The organism is Flavobacterium sp. NKUCC04_CG (assembly GCF_019345525.1).
Taxonomy (GTDB): domain Bacteria; phylum Bacteroidota; class Bacteroidia; order Flavobacteriales; family Flavobacteriaceae; genus Flavobacterium.
The window spans coordinates 1-20,056 of the sequence record NZ_JAHKRA010000009.1 but is presented as its reverse complement, the minus strand read 5'-3'; the positions used below and the strand labels follow the sequence as shown (position 1 = coordinate 20,056).

At 36.8% G+C, this 20,056-nt stretch carries 19 protein-coding genes and 5 tRNA genes; 10 read left to right on the top strand and 14 right to left on the bottom strand.

All coding sequences use genetic code 11. From position 1 onward, the window contains the following. Window positions 1-90 precede the first annotated feature (90 nt). Window positions 91-1,047, top strand: coding sequence for an NmrA/HSCARG family protein (locus tag KO524_RS08625; RefSeq protein ID WP_219292984.1), 957 nt, complete (start codon window positions 91-93; stop codon window positions 1,045-1,047). A 258-nt stretch (window positions 1,048-1,305) separates the two neighbouring features. On the opposite strand, the gene KO524_RS08620 is transcribed toward KO524_RS08625, so the two are convergent. The 4 genes from KO524_RS08620 to KO524_RS08605 form a co-directional block, all read right to left on the bottom strand. Further along, the gene (locus tag KO524_RS08620) at window positions 1,306-1,524 is read right to left on the bottom strand and encodes a hypothetical protein (protein ID WP_219292982.1); all 219 of its coding nucleotides are present in this window, start codon (window positions 1,522-1,524) and stop codon (window positions 1,306-1,308) included. 378 nt (window positions 1,525-1,902) lie between these two features. Further along, on the bottom strand, window positions 1,903-2,289 hold the full coding sequence (locus tag KO524_RS08615) for a hypothetical protein (protein WP_219292980.1): 387 nt from the start codon (window positions 2,287-2,289) through the stop codon (window positions 1,903-1,905). 68 nt (window positions 2,290-2,357) lie between these two features. Further along, window positions 2,358-2,891 (bottom strand): Crp/Fnr family transcriptional regulator, encoded by a 534-nt coding sequence (locus KO524_RS08610; RefSeq protein WP_219292978.1) that lies wholly within the window; start codon window positions 2,889-2,891, stop codon window positions 2,358-2,360. A 354-nt stretch (window positions 2,892-3,245) separates the two neighbouring features. Next, the gene (locus KO524_RS08605; RefSeq protein WP_219292976.1) at window positions 3,246-4,088 is read right to left on the bottom strand and encodes an MBL fold metallo-hydrolase; all 843 of its coding nucleotides are present in this window, start codon (window positions 4,086-4,088) and stop codon (window positions 3,246-3,248) included. A 217-nt stretch (window positions 4,089-4,305) separates the two neighbouring features. Here KO524_RS08605 and KO524_RS08600 point away from each other — a divergent pair, with 217 nt between their 5' ends. The 3 genes from KO524_RS08600 to KO524_RS08590 all read left to right on the top strand — a co-directional run bounded on the left by KO524_RS08600 (window position 4,306) and on the right by KO524_RS08590 (window position 6,591). Beyond that, window positions 4,306-5,199, top strand: coding sequence for an AraC family transcriptional regulator (locus tag KO524_RS08600; RefSeq protein WP_219292974.1), 894 nt, complete (start codon window positions 4,306-4,308; stop codon window positions 5,197-5,199). A 160-nt stretch (window positions 5,200-5,359) separates the two neighbouring features. Then, a complete protein-coding gene (locus KO524_RS08595) occupies window positions 5,360-5,662 on the top strand; it encodes a topoisomerase C-terminal repeat-containing protein (RefSeq protein WP_255555203.1) in 303 nt (100 codons plus the stop codon). A gap of 47 nt (window positions 5,663-5,709) precedes the next feature. After that, a complete protein-coding gene (locus KO524_RS08590) occupies window positions 5,710-6,591 on the top strand; it encodes an ORF6N domain-containing protein (protein ID WP_219292972.1) in 882 nt (293 codons plus the stop codon). Window positions 6,592-6,645: 54 nt separating this feature from the next. On the opposite strand, the gene KO524_RS15570 is transcribed toward KO524_RS08590, so the two are convergent. After that, a complete protein-coding gene (locus tag KO524_RS15570) occupies window positions 6,646-6,777 on the bottom strand; it encodes a hypothetical protein (protein ID WP_370629722.1) in 132 nt (43 codons plus the stop codon). Between the two features lie 240 nt (window positions 6,778-7,017). On the opposite strand from KO524_RS15570, the gene KO524_RS08585 reads away from it, so the two are divergent. After that, on the top strand, window positions 7,018-7,452 hold the full coding sequence (locus KO524_RS08585; protein ID WP_219292970.1) for a helix-turn-helix transcriptional regulator: 435 nt from the start codon (window positions 7,018-7,020) through the stop codon (window positions 7,450-7,452). Between the two features lie 474 nt (window positions 7,453-7,926). Here KO524_RS08585 and KO524_RS08580 read toward each other — a convergent pair. From KO524_RS08580 to KO524_RS08555, 6 genes are all read right to left on the bottom strand, one after another. Beyond that, a tRNA-Pro gene (locus KO524_RS08580) sits at window positions 7,927-8,001 on the bottom strand. 6 nt (window positions 8,002-8,007) lie between these two features. Further along, a tRNA-Ser gene (locus tag KO524_RS08575) sits at window positions 8,008-8,091 on the bottom strand. Window positions 8,092-8,233: 142 nt separating this feature from the next. Continuing rightward, the gene (locus KO524_RS08570; RefSeq protein ID WP_219292968.1) at window positions 8,234-8,785 is read right to left on the bottom strand and encodes a GNAT family N-acetyltransferase; all 552 of its coding nucleotides are present in this window, start codon (window positions 8,783-8,785) and stop codon (window positions 8,234-8,236) included. 164 nt (window positions 8,786-8,949) lie between these two features. Next, window positions 8,950-9,023, bottom strand: a tRNA-Arg gene (locus KO524_RS08565). Window positions 9,024-9,043: 20 nt separating this feature from the next. Continuing rightward, window positions 9,044-9,121, bottom strand: a tRNA-Pro gene (locus KO524_RS08560). Window positions 9,122-9,127: 6 nt separating this feature from the next. Next, window positions 9,128-9,211, bottom strand: a tRNA-Ser gene (locus tag KO524_RS08555). 289 nt (window positions 9,212-9,500) lie between these two features. Here KO524_RS08555 and KO524_RS08550 point away from each other — a divergent pair. From KO524_RS08550 to KO524_RS08540, 3 genes are all read left to right on the top strand, one after another. After that, the gene (locus tag KO524_RS08550; protein WP_219292966.1) at window positions 9,501-10,679 is read left to right on the top strand and encodes an acetyl-CoA C-acyltransferase; all 1,179 of its coding nucleotides are present in this window, start codon (window positions 9,501-9,503) and stop codon (window positions 10,677-10,679) included. 84 nt (window positions 10,680-10,763) lie between these two features. Beyond that, window positions 10,764-11,525: a C40 family peptidase gene (locus tag KO524_RS08545; protein WP_219292964.1), complete on the top strand. Its 762-nt coding sequence runs from the start codon at window positions 10,764-10,766 to the stop codon at window positions 11,523-11,525. A 63-nt stretch (window positions 11,526-11,588) separates the two neighbouring features. Beyond that, window positions 11,589-12,947 carry a DEAD/DEAH box helicase gene (locus tag KO524_RS08540; RefSeq protein WP_219292962.1) on the top strand — a complete coding sequence of 453 codons (1,359 nt, stop codon included), beginning with the start codon at window positions 11,589-11,591 and terminating at the stop codon, window positions 12,945-12,947. Between the two features lie 467 nt (window positions 12,948-13,414). On the opposite strand, the gene rpsA is transcribed toward KO524_RS08540, so the two are convergent. From rpsA to KO524_RS08525, 3 genes are all read right to left on the bottom strand, one after another. Next, window positions 13,415-15,178 (bottom strand): 30S ribosomal protein S1, encoded by a 1,764-nt coding sequence (gene rpsA, locus KO524_RS08535; RefSeq protein WP_219292960.1) that lies wholly within the window; start codon window positions 15,176-15,178, stop codon window positions 13,415-13,417. Window positions 15,179-15,457: 279 nt separating this feature from the next. Next, window positions 15,458-16,033 carry a hypothetical protein gene (locus KO524_RS08530; RefSeq protein WP_219292958.1) on the bottom strand — a complete coding sequence of 192 codons (576 nt, stop codon included), beginning with the start codon at window positions 16,031-16,033 and terminating at the stop codon, window positions 15,458-15,460. A 330-nt stretch (window positions 16,034-16,363) separates the two neighbouring features. After that, on the bottom strand, window positions 16,364-17,320 hold the full coding sequence (locus KO524_RS08525; protein ID WP_219292956.1) for an AraC family transcriptional regulator: 957 nt from the start codon (window positions 17,318-17,320) through the stop codon (window positions 16,364-16,366). Window positions 17,321-17,413: 93 nt separating this feature from the next. Here KO524_RS08525 and KO524_RS08520 point away from each other — a divergent pair, with 93 nt between their 5' ends. Then, window positions 17,414-18,673 (top strand): NAD(P)-binding domain-containing protein, encoded by a 1,260-nt coding sequence (locus tag KO524_RS08520; protein WP_219292954.1) that lies wholly within the window; start codon window positions 17,414-17,416, stop codon window positions 18,671-18,673. A gap of 198 nt (window positions 18,674-18,871) precedes the next feature. After that, the gene (locus KO524_RS08515) at window positions 18,872-19,552 is read left to right on the top strand and encodes an OmpW family protein (protein ID WP_219292952.1); all 681 of its coding nucleotides are present in this window, start codon (window positions 18,872-18,874) and stop codon (window positions 19,550-19,552) included. The last annotated feature ends 504 nt before the right edge of the window (window positions 19,553-20,056 follow it).

Below are 20,056 nucleotides of genomic sequence, written 5' to 3'. Positions count from 1 at the left end.
CATTTAGATAGTTATTGTAAATGCAAGCTACTAAAAATACATTTGTTAGTATAAAAACAATCGTTATTAATTTTTTTTAAAACAATAAAAATGGAAACAATTTCAACCACCGACAGACCGCTTATCACGATTGTCGGAATCTTAGGAAAACAAGGGCGTAGTGTCGCACAAACTTTATTACAGAACGGCGGATATCGCCTACGAGGTATTACCCGACGTCTCGATTCGCCTGAGGCACTTAAATTATCTAAACAAGGAGTATCGCTGTTAGACATACCGCTTACTTTGGGATACAAAAATGATTTCGTTGAAGCCTTTCGTGGATCAGACAGCGTTTTTCTGATGACACCCAACATCGCTCCCCCTCAAGATCACGAACAAGAACTGGGTAAACAATTGGCCGATGCGGCCGTCGAAGCGGGTGTGAAACACATTATATTCAGCAGTTTGGAAAACGTAGATCAAATTTCGCAAGGAAAAAAATTTGCTCCTCATTTTACAGATAAAGCCAAAATCGAAGAATACATTCGAACACTGCCCATCAAAAGTACATTTATTTATATGGCTTTTTTTTATACAAACCTACTGGAGTTCTATACCCCCCGTATTCAAGGCGATACCCTTGTATTTCCAATGTATTTGCCAAAAGATTTTCGCGCACCATTTGTTGATCCCCTAACCGCTACAGGACCAGCTGTACTGGAAATCCTATCCAAGCCCGATCAATACAACGGTAAATCGCTACCCGTAATCGGAGATTTCATATCGCCTCAAGAAATGGTAGACACTTTTGTCCGAGTTACCGGTAAAAAAGCAGTCTATAGCGCTGCATGTACGCGAGAAGAAATGCTGTATCACTTTCCGGAATATAGAACAAATGATATTTTAGTACGCGAAATTTTGGGAATGACCACTTTTGCCGTTGAGTACGGTTATTTTCGCAATGAACGCGATTTAGAGTGGAGCCGAAAAGTCAACCCACACAGTCTTACATGGGAACAATTTCTTCACCAAAGCGGTTGGCAAGGTCAAAAAATTACTTTTTAATTGGATGTATTCCCTTATATATCAGTCGAATTGTAGTACGAATATGTCCTTAACAATATATAAATAATGGGTAAAAAAATGTTCTATACTCTTGATAAAACCTATTATACTTTTAAACAAAAAGGTAGTAAGTGCCCAAACTGTACACTTACTACCTTTCAGCAGTTACAATATAAAATCTATCAATCGCAATTGACAACCCGTCAGGAGTAGTGCCGCTCATTGGTCAGAGATCCATCTACATCGCCAAATCACCTATTAATGTAATATGGGAGTAGCTCCGCTAATTTGAAATTGTAAGGCACAAATCGCTTGTATGGCTGTTTTAATCTCGTCCAAACCTCTTAATTCCCTTCCATCTAAATAAACCGCTTCCGAATGAAAACAACTCAATGCTCCGTTCACATTCCCATATTTTATACAATGTCTAAAATAAGCCACAGCACCAACAGGCGTTGTTCTGTTAAAATCTTGCATCTGTTTTTTTATTTAAATATCAGCTAGTACTTGAAAAAGAAAAACAAGTCACTCCCCCTGCGGTATGCTTCATTTTAATTTTAATTTCCGCTGATAATATTTTAAGGAATTGACTTTGAAAACTTTTACTAATCTAAATAACTCCTAACTGGTATTTTAAGAAAACTAATTATTAACAACGAAGGTAGAATCCCGTTAAATAAAGCTAAATATTCTAACCTTAAAACACCTTTATAATACTTAGTGAGTAAAAAAATGACTTGTTTTTTATCAAGCCAAGTCATTTTTTTAAATAATTTAATTCTTCTTCAACAGTTTTTTTTTGACAGAAATAAGAGGCTTTTTTAATCCGTTCTATAACTACAATGTCATCATGCTTTACATAACAACAGACCCCAAATCTTTCCCCGCTTCAGAACCCTCTATTAAAAAAGTCAGTTCTTCACATTTCACAATCTTTCCATCCTTTATTACAAATTCAGCAAAAACCTTATGAGTGTGTTTCGATCCATCTTTTAATATCGAACGAACCAAGTGCTTGGTAAAAACGGATTTATCATTAGAGGCACAGTTCAAAACTTCCACTTCCACCCTAGCTATTAAAGATTTTAATTTTTGAATATGGCTTTTAAACTGCTTGAGGTTTAAGTGAGTGTGATCTACGATTTGTATATAATTATACGCAAAATAACAATCGATTACTTTTTCGTCAAACACCGGATTTTCAATAATATCGTGCAACATTTCTTTAACTGTAGTTTCCATCTTTTAACTATTTTAATGATACAGCAAAGATGAAACACCGCAACAAGAATTGCGATAACAATTGTTAATTAACGTCTATTTCGAATCCTACTTAATGAAACAGTTGTGATTCCCAAATACGAAGCAATATAATGTTGTGGCACTCGTTGAAAAATCTCAGGAGCCGTCGTCACTAACTTCTGATACCGTTTTTCAGGATTATCTTTAATGCGGCCGATAAGTAATTTCTGATAGTCCAACATCCGTTGAATGATATACTCATTAAAAGCTTGTAGCAGTGGCAAATCGCGTTCTAGCAATTCGAGTAACCGCTCTTTATCAATGATAAGCAAATCCGCATCTTCGAGAGTTTCCAAGGTGTATTGACTGGGCTTGTCATACCAAAAGCTCTCAATACTACAGAAGAACTGTTCTTCATACAAAAATTGAAATGTAATTTCTTTGCCATCATGTAAGGTCCATCCTCTTAAAACACCCTTTTTTAAGAAATAAAACTGCTTAGACCGCTGCCCCTCTTCAATCAGCTTCGTTTTTGATTTTACGGATATTGCATTAAAATAACTTTGTAGTAAATCAAACAATCTATGATTAATTGCCTTCATACGCTTTGTAATGAGTGAAGTAATAAATGTTTTTAGAACTCCAAAGTTACAAAGTATCACCTAAATAATTAAAACCGCAATAAAAAAATCAATTTTCAGCTTGTCGTCAGTAGTAACAAGATTTTTCTAGCTAAACGCAAAGATTTTTCACCTTGTTGTAAACCGCCATAACTCCTGTTTTAAATCGGGGAACAATCTATCGCTTAAAAACAATACGGTACATAAATTTGTCGACATTAATGATAAACAGATGCTCTATATAAATATATCAAAGCTGTCATTTATGATTACAACGATCCCTTGCACGTTGAGAAATTTAAACAGCATCTTTCTAACTAAGTGAATTAATATAGCTTAAAGAGAAAGTATGATTTTTTCTCCATCCTGAGGAATTATCAATTTGTCTGATCCGATATTGAATTCGGCAGCTTTCTCTTTTAAAGATTTTCTAGTTGTTCGACAATGATCCAAGGCTTCCATATGTACAGCAATTACCTTAGCCTTACCACTATGCCTTATCAAATCCATAGTTTGTGCTTCATCCATGATGATCGGTGTAGCGTCGAAACCTTGAATAAACGCCCCTCCGGAATTAACAATGATATAGTCCGGATTAAATTTTTTGATAGTGCTCTTAACTTCATCTGTCCAGACTGCATCTCCAACAATATACACCGTCGGTTGATTTTTTGCCTTTAACACAAAGCCCGATGTCTTGCCCATCATTTCCAGTACCTCTCCAGAGCCGTGCTGCGCATCTATACGCGTGATACTTATAGCATGCCATAATATGTTGTCGTCTACAACGCTTGCATTACTAAAGCCATGCTTTTCAAAAAATGTCTTATCTGCGGGCTGGTTTACCACTTTTATAGATTTATCTAGAACTTTAATCGCGGCATCATCAAAATGATCAGGATGTACATGGGTCACCAAAACCAAGTCAAGATCTTCGACAATTTGATGTATGGGTAATACTAAATCCACTGTAGGGTTTTTCTCGATTCCAGCCCAAGACTCCATAACACCTTTAGGAGATAACATGGGGTCTACCAAAATCTTTTTGCCACCATACTCTACCAACAATGTTGCATTTCTAACCAACTGAACGCTTGTGGTTGCCGATTTTTCCAGATTAATTTGTGCCATGGCTAAGTTAGCGGTCAGCATCAATCCTACTAAAAGATTTCTTTTCATAAGTTTCTATATTATTCTTTAATACTATCCCACACTTAAATATTAAGTCTTTGGGATTAATGAGTTCTATACAAAGGTCCATACAAGGCGTTATATTTTAGGTATCAAAAAGATATTGAATACTACCATTTTGATAAACCATATACTAACGCAAAGCTTGTCGATACAAACTCTTTTTAAAAAAAATTCGCTATTTTTATAGGCTAAAAGGTGGAATATGAAAACGATAAAATTTCACAAAACGGAATGCGGTGTTGATTTTCTGCTAAATGTATTGACAGAAGAAGATATTGATTATACCCATTTAGGCATTTATGATACCGATCATTTTGAGATTTTAGTTTTTAAAAAAGCAAACGGTATACTGCTTCTAAACCAGAAAGAAATTCAACTAACCGCGGGTTCTATTATCTTTATTTCACCCTTCCAAAAACGAAAATGGAAATTTGAATCAAATGACCTTGAAGTAACTACTTTGGTTTTTCAAGAAGCATTTTTAAATGATTTTTTCGCAGACAAACTATTTACGTACCGATTACTCTATTTTTATCAGTTAGTTCACCCTTTGAAAATGACTATAAATACGGAGGAATTATTAAAATACTGCGGACTGTTGACAGAGATTAAAAAGGAACTGCTGGATACTCAATCTGATAGTGTTCATATTATTCGCTCTTTGTTGTACTATCTGTTACAAACCTTAAATCGACAATACGCCAATCAACACAGCTTGTCTTTAAATAAATCCGAAAACAATTCTGCTTTTCTCTTTAAGAGTCTAATGGAAATCCATATCAAGGAGAAGCAACGGATTGCAGATTATACAGAAATGCTTGGCATCAGCCGAATTTCGCTTAATAAAGCCGTCAAAGCCCAGTTCAATACTACAGCGACTCAATTACTAAAACAACGACTTCTTTTTGAAATACAAAACTTACTACTACACTCCAACAAAACTATTAGCGAAATAGCCTACACACTTCATTTTTCAGAATCAAACCATCTGATGAGATTCTTTAAAACACAAACAAATCAGACAACAACTCAGTTTATCCACAGCATCAATAATATCCCCTTAAAATACAAACCAAATTCTTCCGATTTAGATTAAAAGCTATTCTTTGTATTCCTCGTAAATAATTGAACTCGGACAAGTTTTAAAAGTAACATCACTGATACAGTTGCATTAAAAAAAATGAAAACAGCGAAAATGACGCTTTGGCTTTCCTTAAAAACAGGAATTATTTGATACAACGATTATCAATGAGCTATTGGAATCTGCAATAATTCAAGAAAATGCGCCACAACTAACTTTGCCCAAATGCAAAAACGAGCAACTGATTTTTTTTAATCAAATTGTGAAGTCTCCCAACGAACTTTGTAGTTGGTTACAGTTCAGCAATGTGTGTGGCGTACATATCGGAATAGCTGATATTGAGAGCTTTATCAATAAAATAAAAACTACATTCATTAAAGGGATGAAAAGCAAGGCTGGAAAGAAATTCGATGCGTATATCGTATTGAAAGAAGATTGTATAACCTCATTTGAATTTGAAAATAAAAAGAAAAAATAATTATATTTATCGTTCAACCTACATATAATCAGAATATTGAAAAAACAATGACTACTAAACCTATCACAGCTCAAAAAGAAATAGAGAATTTAATCTATACCATTCGTGGCAAGCAAGTGATGCTTGACAGCGACCTTGCTTCCTTATATCAAGTGGAAACAAAGAACCTAAACAAAGCAGTAAAAAGAAATATTGAAAGGTTTCCTACTTCTTTCTGCTTTCAACTGAGCAAAGAGGAAGTTGAAAACTTGAGGTTCCAAATTGGAACCTCAAGTTTAAGCTACGGCGGAAGACGTTATTTACCCTATGTTTTTACTGAACAAGGTATTGCAATGATTTCTGCTGTACTTCGGAGTGATGTGGCTATAAAAGTGAGCATTGAGATTATGAATGCTTTTGTAGACATGCGTAAAATACTTATTAGTAATGCATCGCTTTTTCAACGATTGGATAAAATGGAATTGAAGCAATTGGAGTCAGACAAAAAGTTTGAAGCAATCTTTAAAGCATTGGAAAGAGATAAACTACACAGTGATAAAGGTATTTTTTATGATGGTCAGATTTTTGATGCTTATACTTTTGTATCCAATATCATCCGAAATGCAAAAACCTCCATCATACTTATTGATAATTATGTAGATGATACAGTACTTACCTTATTAGGAAAGCGCACTAACAAAGTGACCGCAACAATATATACCAAGAGCATCAGCAATCAGTTAAGTCTGGATTTACAAAGGTACAACAGCCAATATCCTCCGATTGAGATTGAGGTTTTCTCCGATGCTCACGACCGATTTATGATAATTGACGGTACGGAGCTTTATCATATCGGAGCATCATTAAAAGATCTAGGCAAAAAATGGTTTGCCTTTTCAAGAATGGATCTTGAGGTGGCTAGGATGCTAAAAATATTGTGCGGATTATAGCCCCATTTAAAATATAGAATATTAATCAAAAGCCTAAAGAAAACAAACTTCTTCTTAGCGAATTTTGAAGCGTTGTTCTCTCGCCAGACTAATAAGTAGTCTGTAACGATCCACATAGGTCACATCAATTTGATGACCAGGTTTAAAACCGCTTTCTTTTAACCATTTTCCACTTAGAACAACGATGGGGATACGTTAAAGTAACTATCCTTTCGCTTTGCATATTTTTTACAAATCATTAGTTTTCTTGTTTTTTAATTGCTTTATTTCTGTGTTTTTCATTTTCGTTTATTTTAAGTTACACTATAAATAAACATATTTGGGTTCTTGTTAAAAACACATAAATCTTGTATTTCACATAGAATCACTCGTTTTTAACAGGCAATTTATTATCTTTAGTTCAAAGAATATAGTAATTTTGAAACCATGAATAAGACCAATACCCACAAAAAAACACATCATGGCAGAAATATTAAGCGTTTTCGTGAAATGCTCGGTATCAAACAAGACGCTTTAGCCTTTGAACTTGGCGATGATTGGAACCAACAAAAAGTGTCGCTGCTGGAACAAAAAGAAACGGTTGAAAAAAGTATGCTTGCTCAAATAGCTAGCTTGCTTAAGATTCCTGTCGAAGCTATTGAAAACTTTGATGAGGAACAAGCTATTGTAAATATTCAAAACAATTACGAAGGAGCAAATTCTGGAAGTGGCACACTAAATAATAATGCAAACTACACAGACTGTGAATTCAACCCAATTGATAAAATAGTTAGTCTTTATGATGCTAAAATCGCACTCTATGAGCGTATGTTGAAAGAAAAAGACGACATGCTTGCGAGATTGGAAAAGTTGATAAAATAGAAGTAAAGAACTTTAGCTTGTATACAAACACAATTCAAAATCGTTTGATTTGGTAATGCAATATTTAGTTGTGCGTTTAATTGATGAATATACTTCTCGGTATAAACAAAATTAGCTTTTTTATATGTGGGAGATTAGCGCTTTGTTTCTCAACACCCGCTTTCTCTTAGGTTAGAAACACAACAGTATTGGGAGGAATTATCGGTGTTCCCAACAACCTGACCAAATAAATCAGTAGCTGTGACCGTTAGAAAAAAACGAAAATTCAAAGAGTTTAAGAGCAATGGCATTACAATTGTACGTCTAGATTCCTACCGCTGCGCTACGGCATCCCAGAGGAAAAATTCGACAAAAAAGCAACTTAGCGCTGGGCGCGCTAACTGTTTTCGTTTATAATCCCTAAAACGGCGCTTAAGCAAGCTTACGCCGTTTTAGCGCATAAAAAAAGCCCTAACTTTCGTTAGAGCTTTTTTGTCGGGGTGGCAGGATTCGAACCTGCGACCTCCTGGTCCCAAACCAGGCGCGATAACCGAGCTACGCTACACCCCGAAGTTGCGGAGAGACAGGGACTCGAACCCTGGCGACAGTCACCCGTCGACAGATTAGCAATCTGCTCCGTTACCACTCCGGCACCTCTCCTTGCTCTAGAGAATTACCCCCTTTGCGATTGCAAACCTAGGAAAAAAATTTATCAATTACAAACTTATACACTTGATAATTTTTAGTAATAATCATAGCTATTCATAACCAATCAATTACAACAACTCCTGGTTTATTCCGCCTATTTAACCACCGTTTTCAACACCCATTCTTCACGAGTAATCCTACTGACCAATTCCCTTCGTTTTTCATTATTCAAAAATGACAACTGACTCTCCTGCGTATACTGATACTTAAATCCGCATTTCTCCTGTACCTTTTTTGATTGTGCATTATTATCAAAACAACCACTCCAAATAGACTGCAGCTTTAAGTCCTCAAATCCATAACGCAAAATTTCACATACCGCTTCCGGTATCAGTCCCCTTCCCCAAAAAGGCACTCCAATCCAATAGGAAACTTCTCCCTCGTTAGCGGCTATGTCAAAATTACTATCGGAACCAAGCAGCAACCCAACAAGACCTATCGCCTTATCATCCTCTGCTAGTGTCACCGCAAAGATCCCTTCATGTGCAAATACCGTACGGATTATTTCTGCACTTTCCGCTACACTTCGATGTGGCGGCCATCCTGCAATGGGACCAATTCGCTCGTCTTTGGCATATTCGTATAAAGCTCCCGCATCGGTCTCACGCCACAGCCGCAATTTCAATCGTTCTGTTTTTAAAATCATTTTTTTTATTTTATCGACTTCCGGCTAAACCTAACGATACGAAATTGTCCAAAAGCTGGGGTGTTGTACGTTTAGACGTTCTAGCAGTAGTGTCGGGAAATTCATTAGAAGGTAAATTTACTGCTATAAAACAAAAAAGCCTCAACTTTCGTTGAGGCTTTTTGTGATCCAACCAGGATTCGAACCTGGGACCTACTGCTTAGAAGGCAGTTGCTCTATCCAGCTGAGCTATTGGACCATAATCTTTTTGGGTTTTATTGGTCGGGGTGGCAGGATTCGAACCTGCGACCTCCTGGTCCCAAACCAGGCGCGATAACCGAGCTACGCTACACCCCGAAGTTGCGGAGAGACAGGGACTCGAACCCTGGCGACAGTCACCCGTCGACAGATTAGCAATCTGCTCCGTTACCACTCCGGCACCTCTCCGTTGCAAAAGAGAATTACTCTCTTTGCGGTTGCAAACGTACTACAACTTTTCAATTCACACAAGTGTTTTGAGACAAAAATCACGAATATTTTCGTCATCGAAAGCAAAACCACTAATTATCAGCCGCCTAGTTATTATAAAAAAATTAAAAATTTAAATATTAATTATCGAATTCTTCAAAAGTCGTTGGTAAGCGGGCTTAAAAAGTCTTTTAGAAAGATAATAATACCGTTTAATTGCCGAATATTCATTAAATTCGCGTATTCAAACTAATAAAAACTATCAATCATGAATAAAAAAATCGTAATCGTTTCAGCAGCAAGGACTCCAATCGGAAGTTTCTTGGGAGCCCTATCTACAGTTCCTGCCCCTAAGTTAGGTGCTACTGCAATTAAAGGAGCCTTAGAAAAAATCAACCTTGATCCAAAACTTGTTGATGAAGTAATTATGGGTAACGTTGTACAGGCAGGAGTTGGTCAAGCACCAGCACGCCAGGCAGCCATATTTGCAGGATTGTCTAATGAAGTTGCTTGTACTACAGTAAATAAAGTTTGTGCTTCTGGTATGAAAGCGATTATGCAAGGTGCTCAAGCTATTATGAGCGGTGATGCTGAAATCGTTGTTGCTGGTGGTATGGAAAACATGAGCATGATTCCTCACTATTTACCGATGAGAAACGGTCAGAAATTTGGACCTACTACTTTGGTAGATGGTATGCAAAAAGATGGACTTACCGATGCTTATGACAATAATGCTATGGGAGTTTGTGCTGACTTATGTGCTACAGAATATAATATCTCTCGTGAAGAGCAAGATGCTTTTGCCATTGCTTCATACACGAAATCTGCTCAAGCTTGGGAAGCTGGAAAATTCAATAGTGAAATCGTTCCAGTTGCCGTTCCACAAAGAAAAGGTGACCCGATCATGGTTACTAAAGATGAGGAGTACACCAATGTTAAATTAGATCGTATTCCTACACTTAACGCCGTGTTTACTAAAGACGGTACCGTGACTGCTGCTAATGCTTCTACTATCAATGATGGTGCTGCAGCTGTAGTATTGATGAGTGAAGAAAAAGCTTTGGAATTGGGATTAAAACCTTTAGCTTATATCAAAGGATACGCAGATGCTGCTCAAGAGCCACAATGGTTTACTACAGCTCCTGCTAAAGCTTTGCCAAAAGCACTTAAAAAAGCGAATTTAGAATTAGGAGATGTTGACTTCTTCGAATTCAATGAGGCTTTTGCAGTAGTTGGTTTGGCTAATGCTAAAATATTAAATTTAGATGCTGATAAAATTAACGTGAACGGTGGAGCGGTTTCTTTAGGTCACCCTCTAGGTTGTTCAGGCGCTAGAATTATCGTAACTTTATTAAGTGTATTGGAACAAAATAATGCAAAAATAGGAGCTGCCGCAATCTGTAATGGTGGTGGTGGTGCTTCTGCAATGGTTATCGAAAGAATCTAAACACACTGTAACCCCACAAAAAGATGGGTTTTGATTGTAAAATCAAAACTCATCTTTTACTTTTGTATCATAAATCCCAAGCTCATGTTTGCCATCTGTAATCTCGCTATAGTTCCTTTACGTAAAGATCCCGCTGATACCAGTGAAATGGTGACGCAGGTTTTATTTGGAGAACACTTTAGCATTTTGGAGCAAACGCCAAAATGGTCACTGATCGAATTGGCTTTTGACCGCTATCAGGGATGGATTGACAACAAGCAATATCAAATTATCTCGGAAGCAGAATTTAAAAGTTTATCTCAGACAAATGCCGTACTCAGTGGGGATTTAATTGATTTTATCACTACTCCTGATCACGCTTTGATTCCAATTCCATTGGGAAGCAACCTTACTTTTTTAAATAATCCCCAAATCAACACCCAACAATTTGCGTTTGAAGGCACCACACTAACTGGAAAATCAGCCAAAACCAACTTGCTCAATACAGCATTTTTGTATTTAAACGCACCCTATTTATGGGGTGGTAAAACTCCTTTTGGTATCGATTGCTCGGGTTTTACACAAATGGTATATGCCATAAACGGCTACCAAATTCCAAGAGATGCTTCGCAACAAGCAACCATTGGTGAAGCTTTGAGCTTTATTGAAGAAAGCGAAGTCGGCGACTTAGCCTTTTTTGACAATGAAGAAGGCATGATAGTTCACGTTGGGATTATTATGGAAAACAACTACATCATTCACGCTCACGGAAAGGTGCGTATCGACCGCCTAGACCACCTCGGTATCTGCAACGTTGACAGCGGCAGACACACCCACAAACTACGCGTGATAAAAAAAATCATTTAATCGGCTTACCCACTGCCGATTTAAAAATAATAAAAAGCGTATCTTTGTCGAAATTGAATTTTTATGATCACTTTCGAACATTTTAATCTCCCTAAAGCTTTAGATAAAGCCTTAAGTGAGTTAAATATCAATCACCCCACCCCAATTCAGGAAAAATCTTTCTCAGCTATATTGTCCGGAAGAGATGTTATGGGAATTGCACAAACGGGTACTGGAAAAACCTATGCCTATTTATTGCCTATCCTAAAACAATGGAAATTTGCTAAGACCGATACTCCTAGAGTGGTCATAATTGTTCCCACCAGAGAATTAGTAGTACAAGTTGCTGCAGAGGTCGAAAAACTAACCCAATACATGTCTATCCGTACTTTGGGTATTTATGGAGGTGTTAATATCAATACACAAAAGAAAGCGGTTTACGCCGGTGTTGATGTATTAGTAGGTACACCGGGTCGTACTATGGACTTAGCATTAGACGGTGTAGTGCGTTTTGATGCCATGCAAAAACTGGTTATCGATGAGTTTGACGAAATTCTTAACCTCGGTTTTAGATTTCAAATTACCTCTATACTTTCGATGATGAAATCCAAAAGGCAAAACATCCTGTTTTCCGCCACGATGACGGAAGAAGTGGATGAGATGCTCGAAGATTATTTTGATTACCCTGAAGAGATCACGTTGGCTCCATCAGGTACTCCATTAGAGCAAATCGAACAGCAATTGTATTTGGTTCCCAATTTTACTACCAAATTAAATTTACTAGCTCATTTATTAGCAGATAAAGAAACCTTTAATCGCGTTTTGATTTTTATCAACAACAAACGAATCGCCGATTATGTATTGGAAAAACTGGAAGTGCTTTATCCGGAAGAATTTACGGTTATTCACTCCAATAAATCTCAGAACTTCCGTTTAACAGCTATGAGAGATTTCCAAAACAACGAATTACGCGGATTGGTAACTACAGATATCATGGCCAGAGGTTTGGACATCTCAGACATCAGCCACGTTATCAACTTACAGTTTACAGAGAGCCCTGAGCAATATATGCACCGTATTGGACGTACCGGTCGTGCAGACAAAACGGGTATCGCAATCAGCATCATTGACCCTAAGGAAGAAGATGTTAAGTTTGCTGCAGAAATGTTGATGGAACGCGAAATTAAAACACTAGATATACCGGAAGGAGTTGAAATTTCTGATCGTTTATTGGAATTCGAAAAGAAACACTTAATTCAAAAAAGTGCCCCAAAACGCTATAAGAAAGACGAGAGCAAAGGAGCTGCTTTCCACGAGCGTTCTGACAAGAATAAAAAGGTCAATCTCGGTGGTCCTGGAAAACGTAACCCACGTAAAACCAAACCGACCAACCGTGGTGTAGAGAAGAAAAGAGCTATAGCAGCCAAAAAGAAAAAAAGTTAGTTTTTAGCACTTTTTCAAATATATAAAAAAACCATCTCAAGTTGTGAGATGGTTTTTTTATACTTCTTTTTTACTTATACCCCTTACTGCTATATTGAAACAACCAAAACCATCATATCTTAAATCTCAGCGAAAACAGTTGCCTTCATTTCACCATTATCTTTTGCAGCTCTTTTGTAAGGTATCTGTCCTCTATTTGTAATCGACAGCCCATTTTTCACTGTTTTAGCACACCATAACAAACCTGATTTGTATCGTCTTTGCATATTATTTATACAGCATTCGTACAACCTCCACATATTTAAGCGTTAGGGATTGGAGCTTTGTCTGAGCTCTTTTTACGCAGCGGAGCGCAGTAAAAAAGCGAGTGCGGAAAGCCCGCCCGCAGGGAACGCACAAAAAAATAAAGCACAAAAAAAAGCCCTAACTCGCGTTAGGGCTTTTAATATAATAGATTGAATCCAGGATTAGTTTCCTCCTTTTTCCATTCTTTCTTTCAATTCTGCTAGAGCATCGATATCTCCAAGAGTTGTTTTTTCTGAAGCATTTGAATTGTTATTCGCCTCTACAGATTTAACATTTTTCTCTTCTTCCTGACGGAAAATTGCAGTGTGAGAAGCAACAACTCTTTTGAATTCTTTATTGAACTCAATAACTTTGAAGTCAGCTGATTCTCCTTTTTTCAATTTTTTACCATCTTCTTTCTCTAAATGACGAGTTGGAATAAAAGCAACGATATCGTCACCAAATTCTACTGTAGCCCCTTTGTCAACGATTTCAGAGATTTCACCTGTATGGATAGTTCCAACTGCGAAAGCATCTTCATATTTGTCCCATGGGTTAGCTGTAGTTTGTTTGTGACCTAAAGATAATTTACGACCTTCAACGTCTAATTCCAATACAACAACATCTAATTTATCACCTACGTTAACAAATTCAGATGGGTGTTTGATTTTCTTAGTCCAAGAAAGGTCAGAGATGTAAATTAATCCATCAATTCCTTCTTCTAGTTCTACGAATACACCAAAGTTTGTAAAGTTACGAACGATACCTACATGTTTAGATGCAACTGGGTATTTAGAAGTAATATCAGTCCAAGGATCTTGAGACAATTGTTTGATACCTAATGACATCTTACGCTCTTCTCTATCCAAAGTCAAGATAACTGCTTCTACTTCGTCACCAACTTTTACGAAATCTTGTGCTGATCTCAAGTGAGTAGACCAAGACATTTCAGAAACGTGGATTAGACCTTCAACACCTTCAGCAACTTCGATGAATGCACCGTAGTCAGCTAAAACAACTACTTTACCTTTTACTTTATCACCAACAGCAAGTTTAGCATCTAAAGCATCCCAAGGATGAGCGAATAATTGTTTTAAACCTAATTGGATTCTTGTTTTTTCGTCATCGAAATCCAAGATTACAACGTTTAATTTTTGATCTAATTCCAATACCTCAGATGGGTGATTGATTCTTGACCAAGAAAGATCTGTAATGTGGATTAAACCGTCAACACCTCCAAGATCGATGAATACACCGTAAGAAGTAATGTTTTTAACAACACCTTCTAATACTTGACCTTTTTGTAATTGACCGATGATTTCTTTTTTCTGTACCTCGATATCTGCTTCGATAAGCGCTTTATGAGAAACAACTACGTTTTTGAATTCATGGTTAATTTTAACCACTTTGAATTCCATAGTTTTGTTTACGTACTGATCGTAGTCACGGATTGGTTTCACGTCGATTTGTGATCCTGGTAAGAAAGCTTCAATACCGAATACATCAACGATCATTCCTCCTTTTGTTCTACATTTCACAAAACCGTTTACAATTTCTCCTGTTTCATGTGCAGAAATAACGCGATCCCATGCTTTGATAGTACGTGCTTTTCTGTGTGAAAGAACCAATTGTCCGTATTTATCTTCTCTTACGTCGATTAATACTTCAACTTTGTCACCAACTTTTAAGTTTGGATTGTAACGGAATTCGTTTAAAGAAATAACTCCTTCAGACTTAGCGTTGATGTCAACGATAGCGTCTCTGTCAGTAATTCTTACTACTACCCCTTCAACAACTTCTTCATCATCTGTAGAGATGAAAGTTTTGTCTACTAAGCTTTCGAATTCTTTAAGTTGCGTATCGTCTACAGTATCAATACCGTGTTCGTAGCTTTCCCAGTTAAAATCTTGTAAGAACTCGTCTTGTGTTTTTGTTTGTTCAGACATTTGTGCTGATAAAAATTTGTATCCCGAATTTTATAAGTTTCTATATACCAGCTATAAAACTTCAGAAGATGTTGGTTTCTTTTTAAAATACTCCTAGGAAACTTAACTGGCCTAAAAGCTGTGCAAAATTAATACTTATTTTTAACATTGCAAAAAAAACTTATGTAAAACTTCTGATTATCAGCATGGACAGCTCGGGTATTAAAAACTCAATCATAGTAAAACCCGCCAACGCTAACAATAAGGACTATATGAACTACTTAAGTTCCGTGTTTGCATTTAAAAGCGGTAACCCAAACTCAAATCTCCTTTGAAATTGGCCTTCTCATCAGAATTCCCCAATAAACTATTTCCAACTCCTATTTTAAGTTCCATTACAAAACCCGATTGATATACCCATTTTTGCCCAACAGCCAACCCCAATGCTGTTTCAAAATACCTGTGTTCCTTTTCATTTAGTACAATAATCGGGTTATTCAGGTCTCTATCTCTTAACATCTCTCTACCCGAATAAAAATTTGCAAATCCTTCCGCAAACAAACCCTTACCCCAATAACTTTTAGTCTTTAAAAAGTAAAATCGGTAATACGGGCTTAAAGCAAAGTCCTCGTAATAACTATCATCCGTTTCTTTGGGATCCATATTAACCAATACATTAAATCCAAAACCATGTCTGGGCTGATAAACATATTCATAACCTCCTTCAAAAATCCCGCCTAAAGCCAATTTGACAGTACCCACACGAATTTCGTGTGACGGTATCTCATAATCTAAAACAGAATCAAAAGAAAACTCTTGTCCATTCATCTGTATCGCACCCAGTAAGGCCGCAGTAGCAAGTATAATTTTATTCATATATTATGCTTTTTTAAAGCTTGCAATGATAACCAAAAAAGGCACACATCAATACAAAATTCACAAATTAATTATATTTATTGACACATATATATTATATATCACATAAAGCAACAATATCTTCGTTTTATATATATTAGAGCATATTTCGATTTTTAGTTATCGTGATTGCATCTCGGCACAAAAGACATATTCTACCAGAAGCGGATACCGCTTTACATGATAACACTTTGAATTGATTCTTAAAAAACACCGCTATAGCATGCGTGATTTATAAAATTTTAAAGAAGGGCAATTTTTAAGCTCTAAGTACTGTTGCCTGTATAAAAATCACTGTTTCAACAAACTTGGTAAATAGCCAAATCTCTTTTTAAAGGCCACCGTAAAATGTTGCTGATTTTTATACCCCAATCGATCCGATACTTCAAACACATACAGTTTTTCTTCCAAAAGCAAGTGTTTAGCCCTCTGCATCATCACTTCGGTTTTGTATTCAAAAACACTACAATTGAAGAGTTGCTTAAAACCCTGAGTTAATTTTTTAGTAGATATAAGCATATTTTCAGATAAATATGCTAAGGTTGTGTTACTACCAACATTCACATCTATAAACGCTTTGACCGCATATAATTTCTCTATATCTGCCGACTTAAGACTCGTTGCTACAGGCTTATCATCATATGCATCGGCTTGTAAAATAATCAACTCCTTAAATTTAGATTCTAAGTAAAAACTCTTCATCATACCTTTATAAGGACAGGTTTTTAATTGATGAATTACAGTAAACATCTCAGGTGTAATCGGTAGAGTATAACCCGGCCAATAATGATGCCCCTGAATCAAATGATCGAAAAAACGTTGCTGAAAATCATTCCCTTGACTAAACATCGGCTCCAAAGCTGCTACCGAAGCCCGTATTTCGAGAAAACTACCTGATTTCTCCGTTTTTTGCATTTTTATTTTCTTTTGACCTTTAGTATGAAATAATATACTGTGCTCAAGTCCATTTACATAAACCTCCAATCCATTATCGCATACGGCAGTTGAATTTCCTCCTAATCGAAAATGCATTTCCAATACAGTACTTTCCAAGTCTAAAGCAATGTGCTCCGCTTCAGCTATACGATAATCACAATCAACGAGCTGTAAAGATCGAAACGAGACCTCTTTAAATTGAAAGCCCTGTGCCACATCACCCTCCAGGGTTAGATCGTATGCCTTTTCGGAGAAATCAACATAATGGCTCTCTTGTAAACTGTCCCGGTGTATCTGTATTTCGCGCATCATGCTTTCCTCAAATTCGTCTATAATAACCCTAAATGCGTTAATCCACAGTTCGAGTAATTCCTAATTTTATTCAAAATTACTTAAAATACTATTATGCCAAACAAAAATATATACGACGTTATTGTAATTGGAGCTGGGCAAGCGGGCTTAGCCATCAGTTACCTCCTAACACAGCACAAGATTAACCATATCGTTTTTGAAAAAAACACTATCGGTTCTTCGTGGAAACACCAACGTTGGGACTCTTTTAAATTGAATACACCCAACTGGATGAATTTACTCCCGGGTGAAGACCTAGCTAAGGAATTGGATAAAAACGCCTTTATCAGTCATCTTGAATTTTTAAATCAATTAAACGAATACGTACGGATTAACCAGTTGCCCGTAGTTGAAAACACCGAAATAGTACGCCTTGATCAAGATACTCAAAACGGCCTATATTTTACAGTAGCCAAAATCGCGACTCAAGAAGAAAGATGGTATTCCAAACAAATTGTCGTTGCTTCAGGATTGATGAACACATCAAAAATCCCGGAAATGGCGCAAAATTTACCAAAAAGTATTCAGCAACTCCACTCCCTAGACTACAAAAACCCAACACAACTAAATTCTAAAAACATTCTAATCGTCGGTAATGGTCAAACCGGTTGTCAATTAGCCGAGGAGTTATGTAAAAATCACGCTGTTTATTTAGCGACTTCCAAAGTTGGCCGTTCTCCGAGAAGGTATTTAGGACGAGACATGATGGATTGGATGAATCAAATGGGACACATGGATCATAGCTCACAAGACCTCCAAGAACAAGGAAGTACACCTCCAACGCAGCCACAAGTTTCAGGAACAGGTCCCTACGGACATACAATAAGCTTACAAGGTTTACGAAAACTCGGTACAACTTTAGTTGGTCGACTTTATAAAATGGATAACGAATATCTGTATTTTGACGATAGCACTGCAACTAATATCGATTTTGCCGATCGATTTTCGGCACATTTAAAAAAACAAGTTGATACTTATGTAAATACTCATGGCATTGATTTCCTACCAACGGATGAAATCGATCACGCAGATTTGCCAGACACCGAACAGCCTTCAACTATATCCTATGCCCGACTAGCTCTAACCAACATTGATACTATAATTTGGGCAACAGGATTTACATCCAATTTTGACTGGATTCAACTTCCCGTAATCGACAAAAATCAAAATCCCATTCACAAAAATGGAATAACACCACTAAAAGGAATCTACTTTATGGGATTCCCCTGGCTACGCAAACGTAAATCAGGAATTATATTTGGTATTGCAGAGGATGCACAAGCCATTTGCGATACGATAATAGAAAATCGATAAGCCCAATTACCAGCAGTAGATACAATATATTTCAACAACAATCCATCCTTTTCAACTATGCCCCAAACTGCTTCTTTACACAGCATTTATTACAAAGCAATATAAAGTAGCATAAACTCTTTATTTTTCTATGATAAGTATCATTTTTAGGTGTTAGATAACCCACTAATTTTACATTATAAAATAAAAATAATAGACATGAAAAAAATCATATTAACCTTATTGAGTTTAACGCTCTTTACGGGAAGTGTTATGGCACAGGAACAGGATGGTTCTAGAGACTATAAAAAATGGATGGTCCGCCTACGTGGTGTTGGGGTAGTTCCGCAAGAAACAGCCACTATCGGAATTATTGGCGGTGATGTAGATATCCATAATTATTTTATACCAGAACTAGATTTTACTTATTTCTTTACTAAAAACATAGCTGCTGAGCTTATTTTAGGAACTACAAAACACAATGTCAATACCACTTCATCCAACCTTACTGCAGTTGGATTACCAAGTGACGTCGATGTTGATTTAGGTAGCGTATGGCTTTTACCGCCAACGTTATTAGCACAATACCATTTCTATGCAGGCGAATCCTTTAAACCCTATATTGGAGCCGGTGTCAATTACACCATTTTCCACAACGTTAAATCTGGAGATATGATTAACAATGTTTCGTATGAAAACAAAGTTGGTTATGCCTTTCAGCTAGGGATAGATATTGCTTTGAATGATCGATTTTTTATCAACTTAGATGCAAAGAAAATCTTTGTTAAAACCGATGTAACCGTAGATGCCTCGAATTTAGCCGGTGGTCCCTTAGACATTCCTGCTGATGTAAAAATAGACCCATTACTTCTAGGCGTTGGAATAGGCATGCGTTTCTAATTTTTTTAAATAGATGTATTTTTTTTTTAAGAGACTGTCTCATACCCGAGACAGTCTTTTTTTATGACCTGTTTTCCATTTAAAAATCATTTCTTATATTGATTTCATAACGAAATCCCTTTATTTTTTTATTAAATCTCTTTCGTTTCGTCTACAATCATGTCACCCCTACGGGGTTCTACAATCATGTCACCCCTACGGGGTTCTGCGAAAATGATAGATTAATATTGTAACAAAAATCCAGTTTTACGTATTAGCAAAATCCCCTTGGTTTCGTCTGCGACAGAACGATAGGGATTTTGTGCCGTGGCGCTGCGCTAGGCTTTTATGTATAATTCCTTAGAATAAAACCCCGGAGGGGTGACATGATTCTAAGGGCGGATACGCCTATGTGCTTATAGGCAGAGAACCCCGTAGGGGTGAAATAATGCTAGACAATAAAATGTTGGTTATGGAAAACCCCGTAGGGGTGAAATGATTATAAAAGCGGATACGCCGATGTGC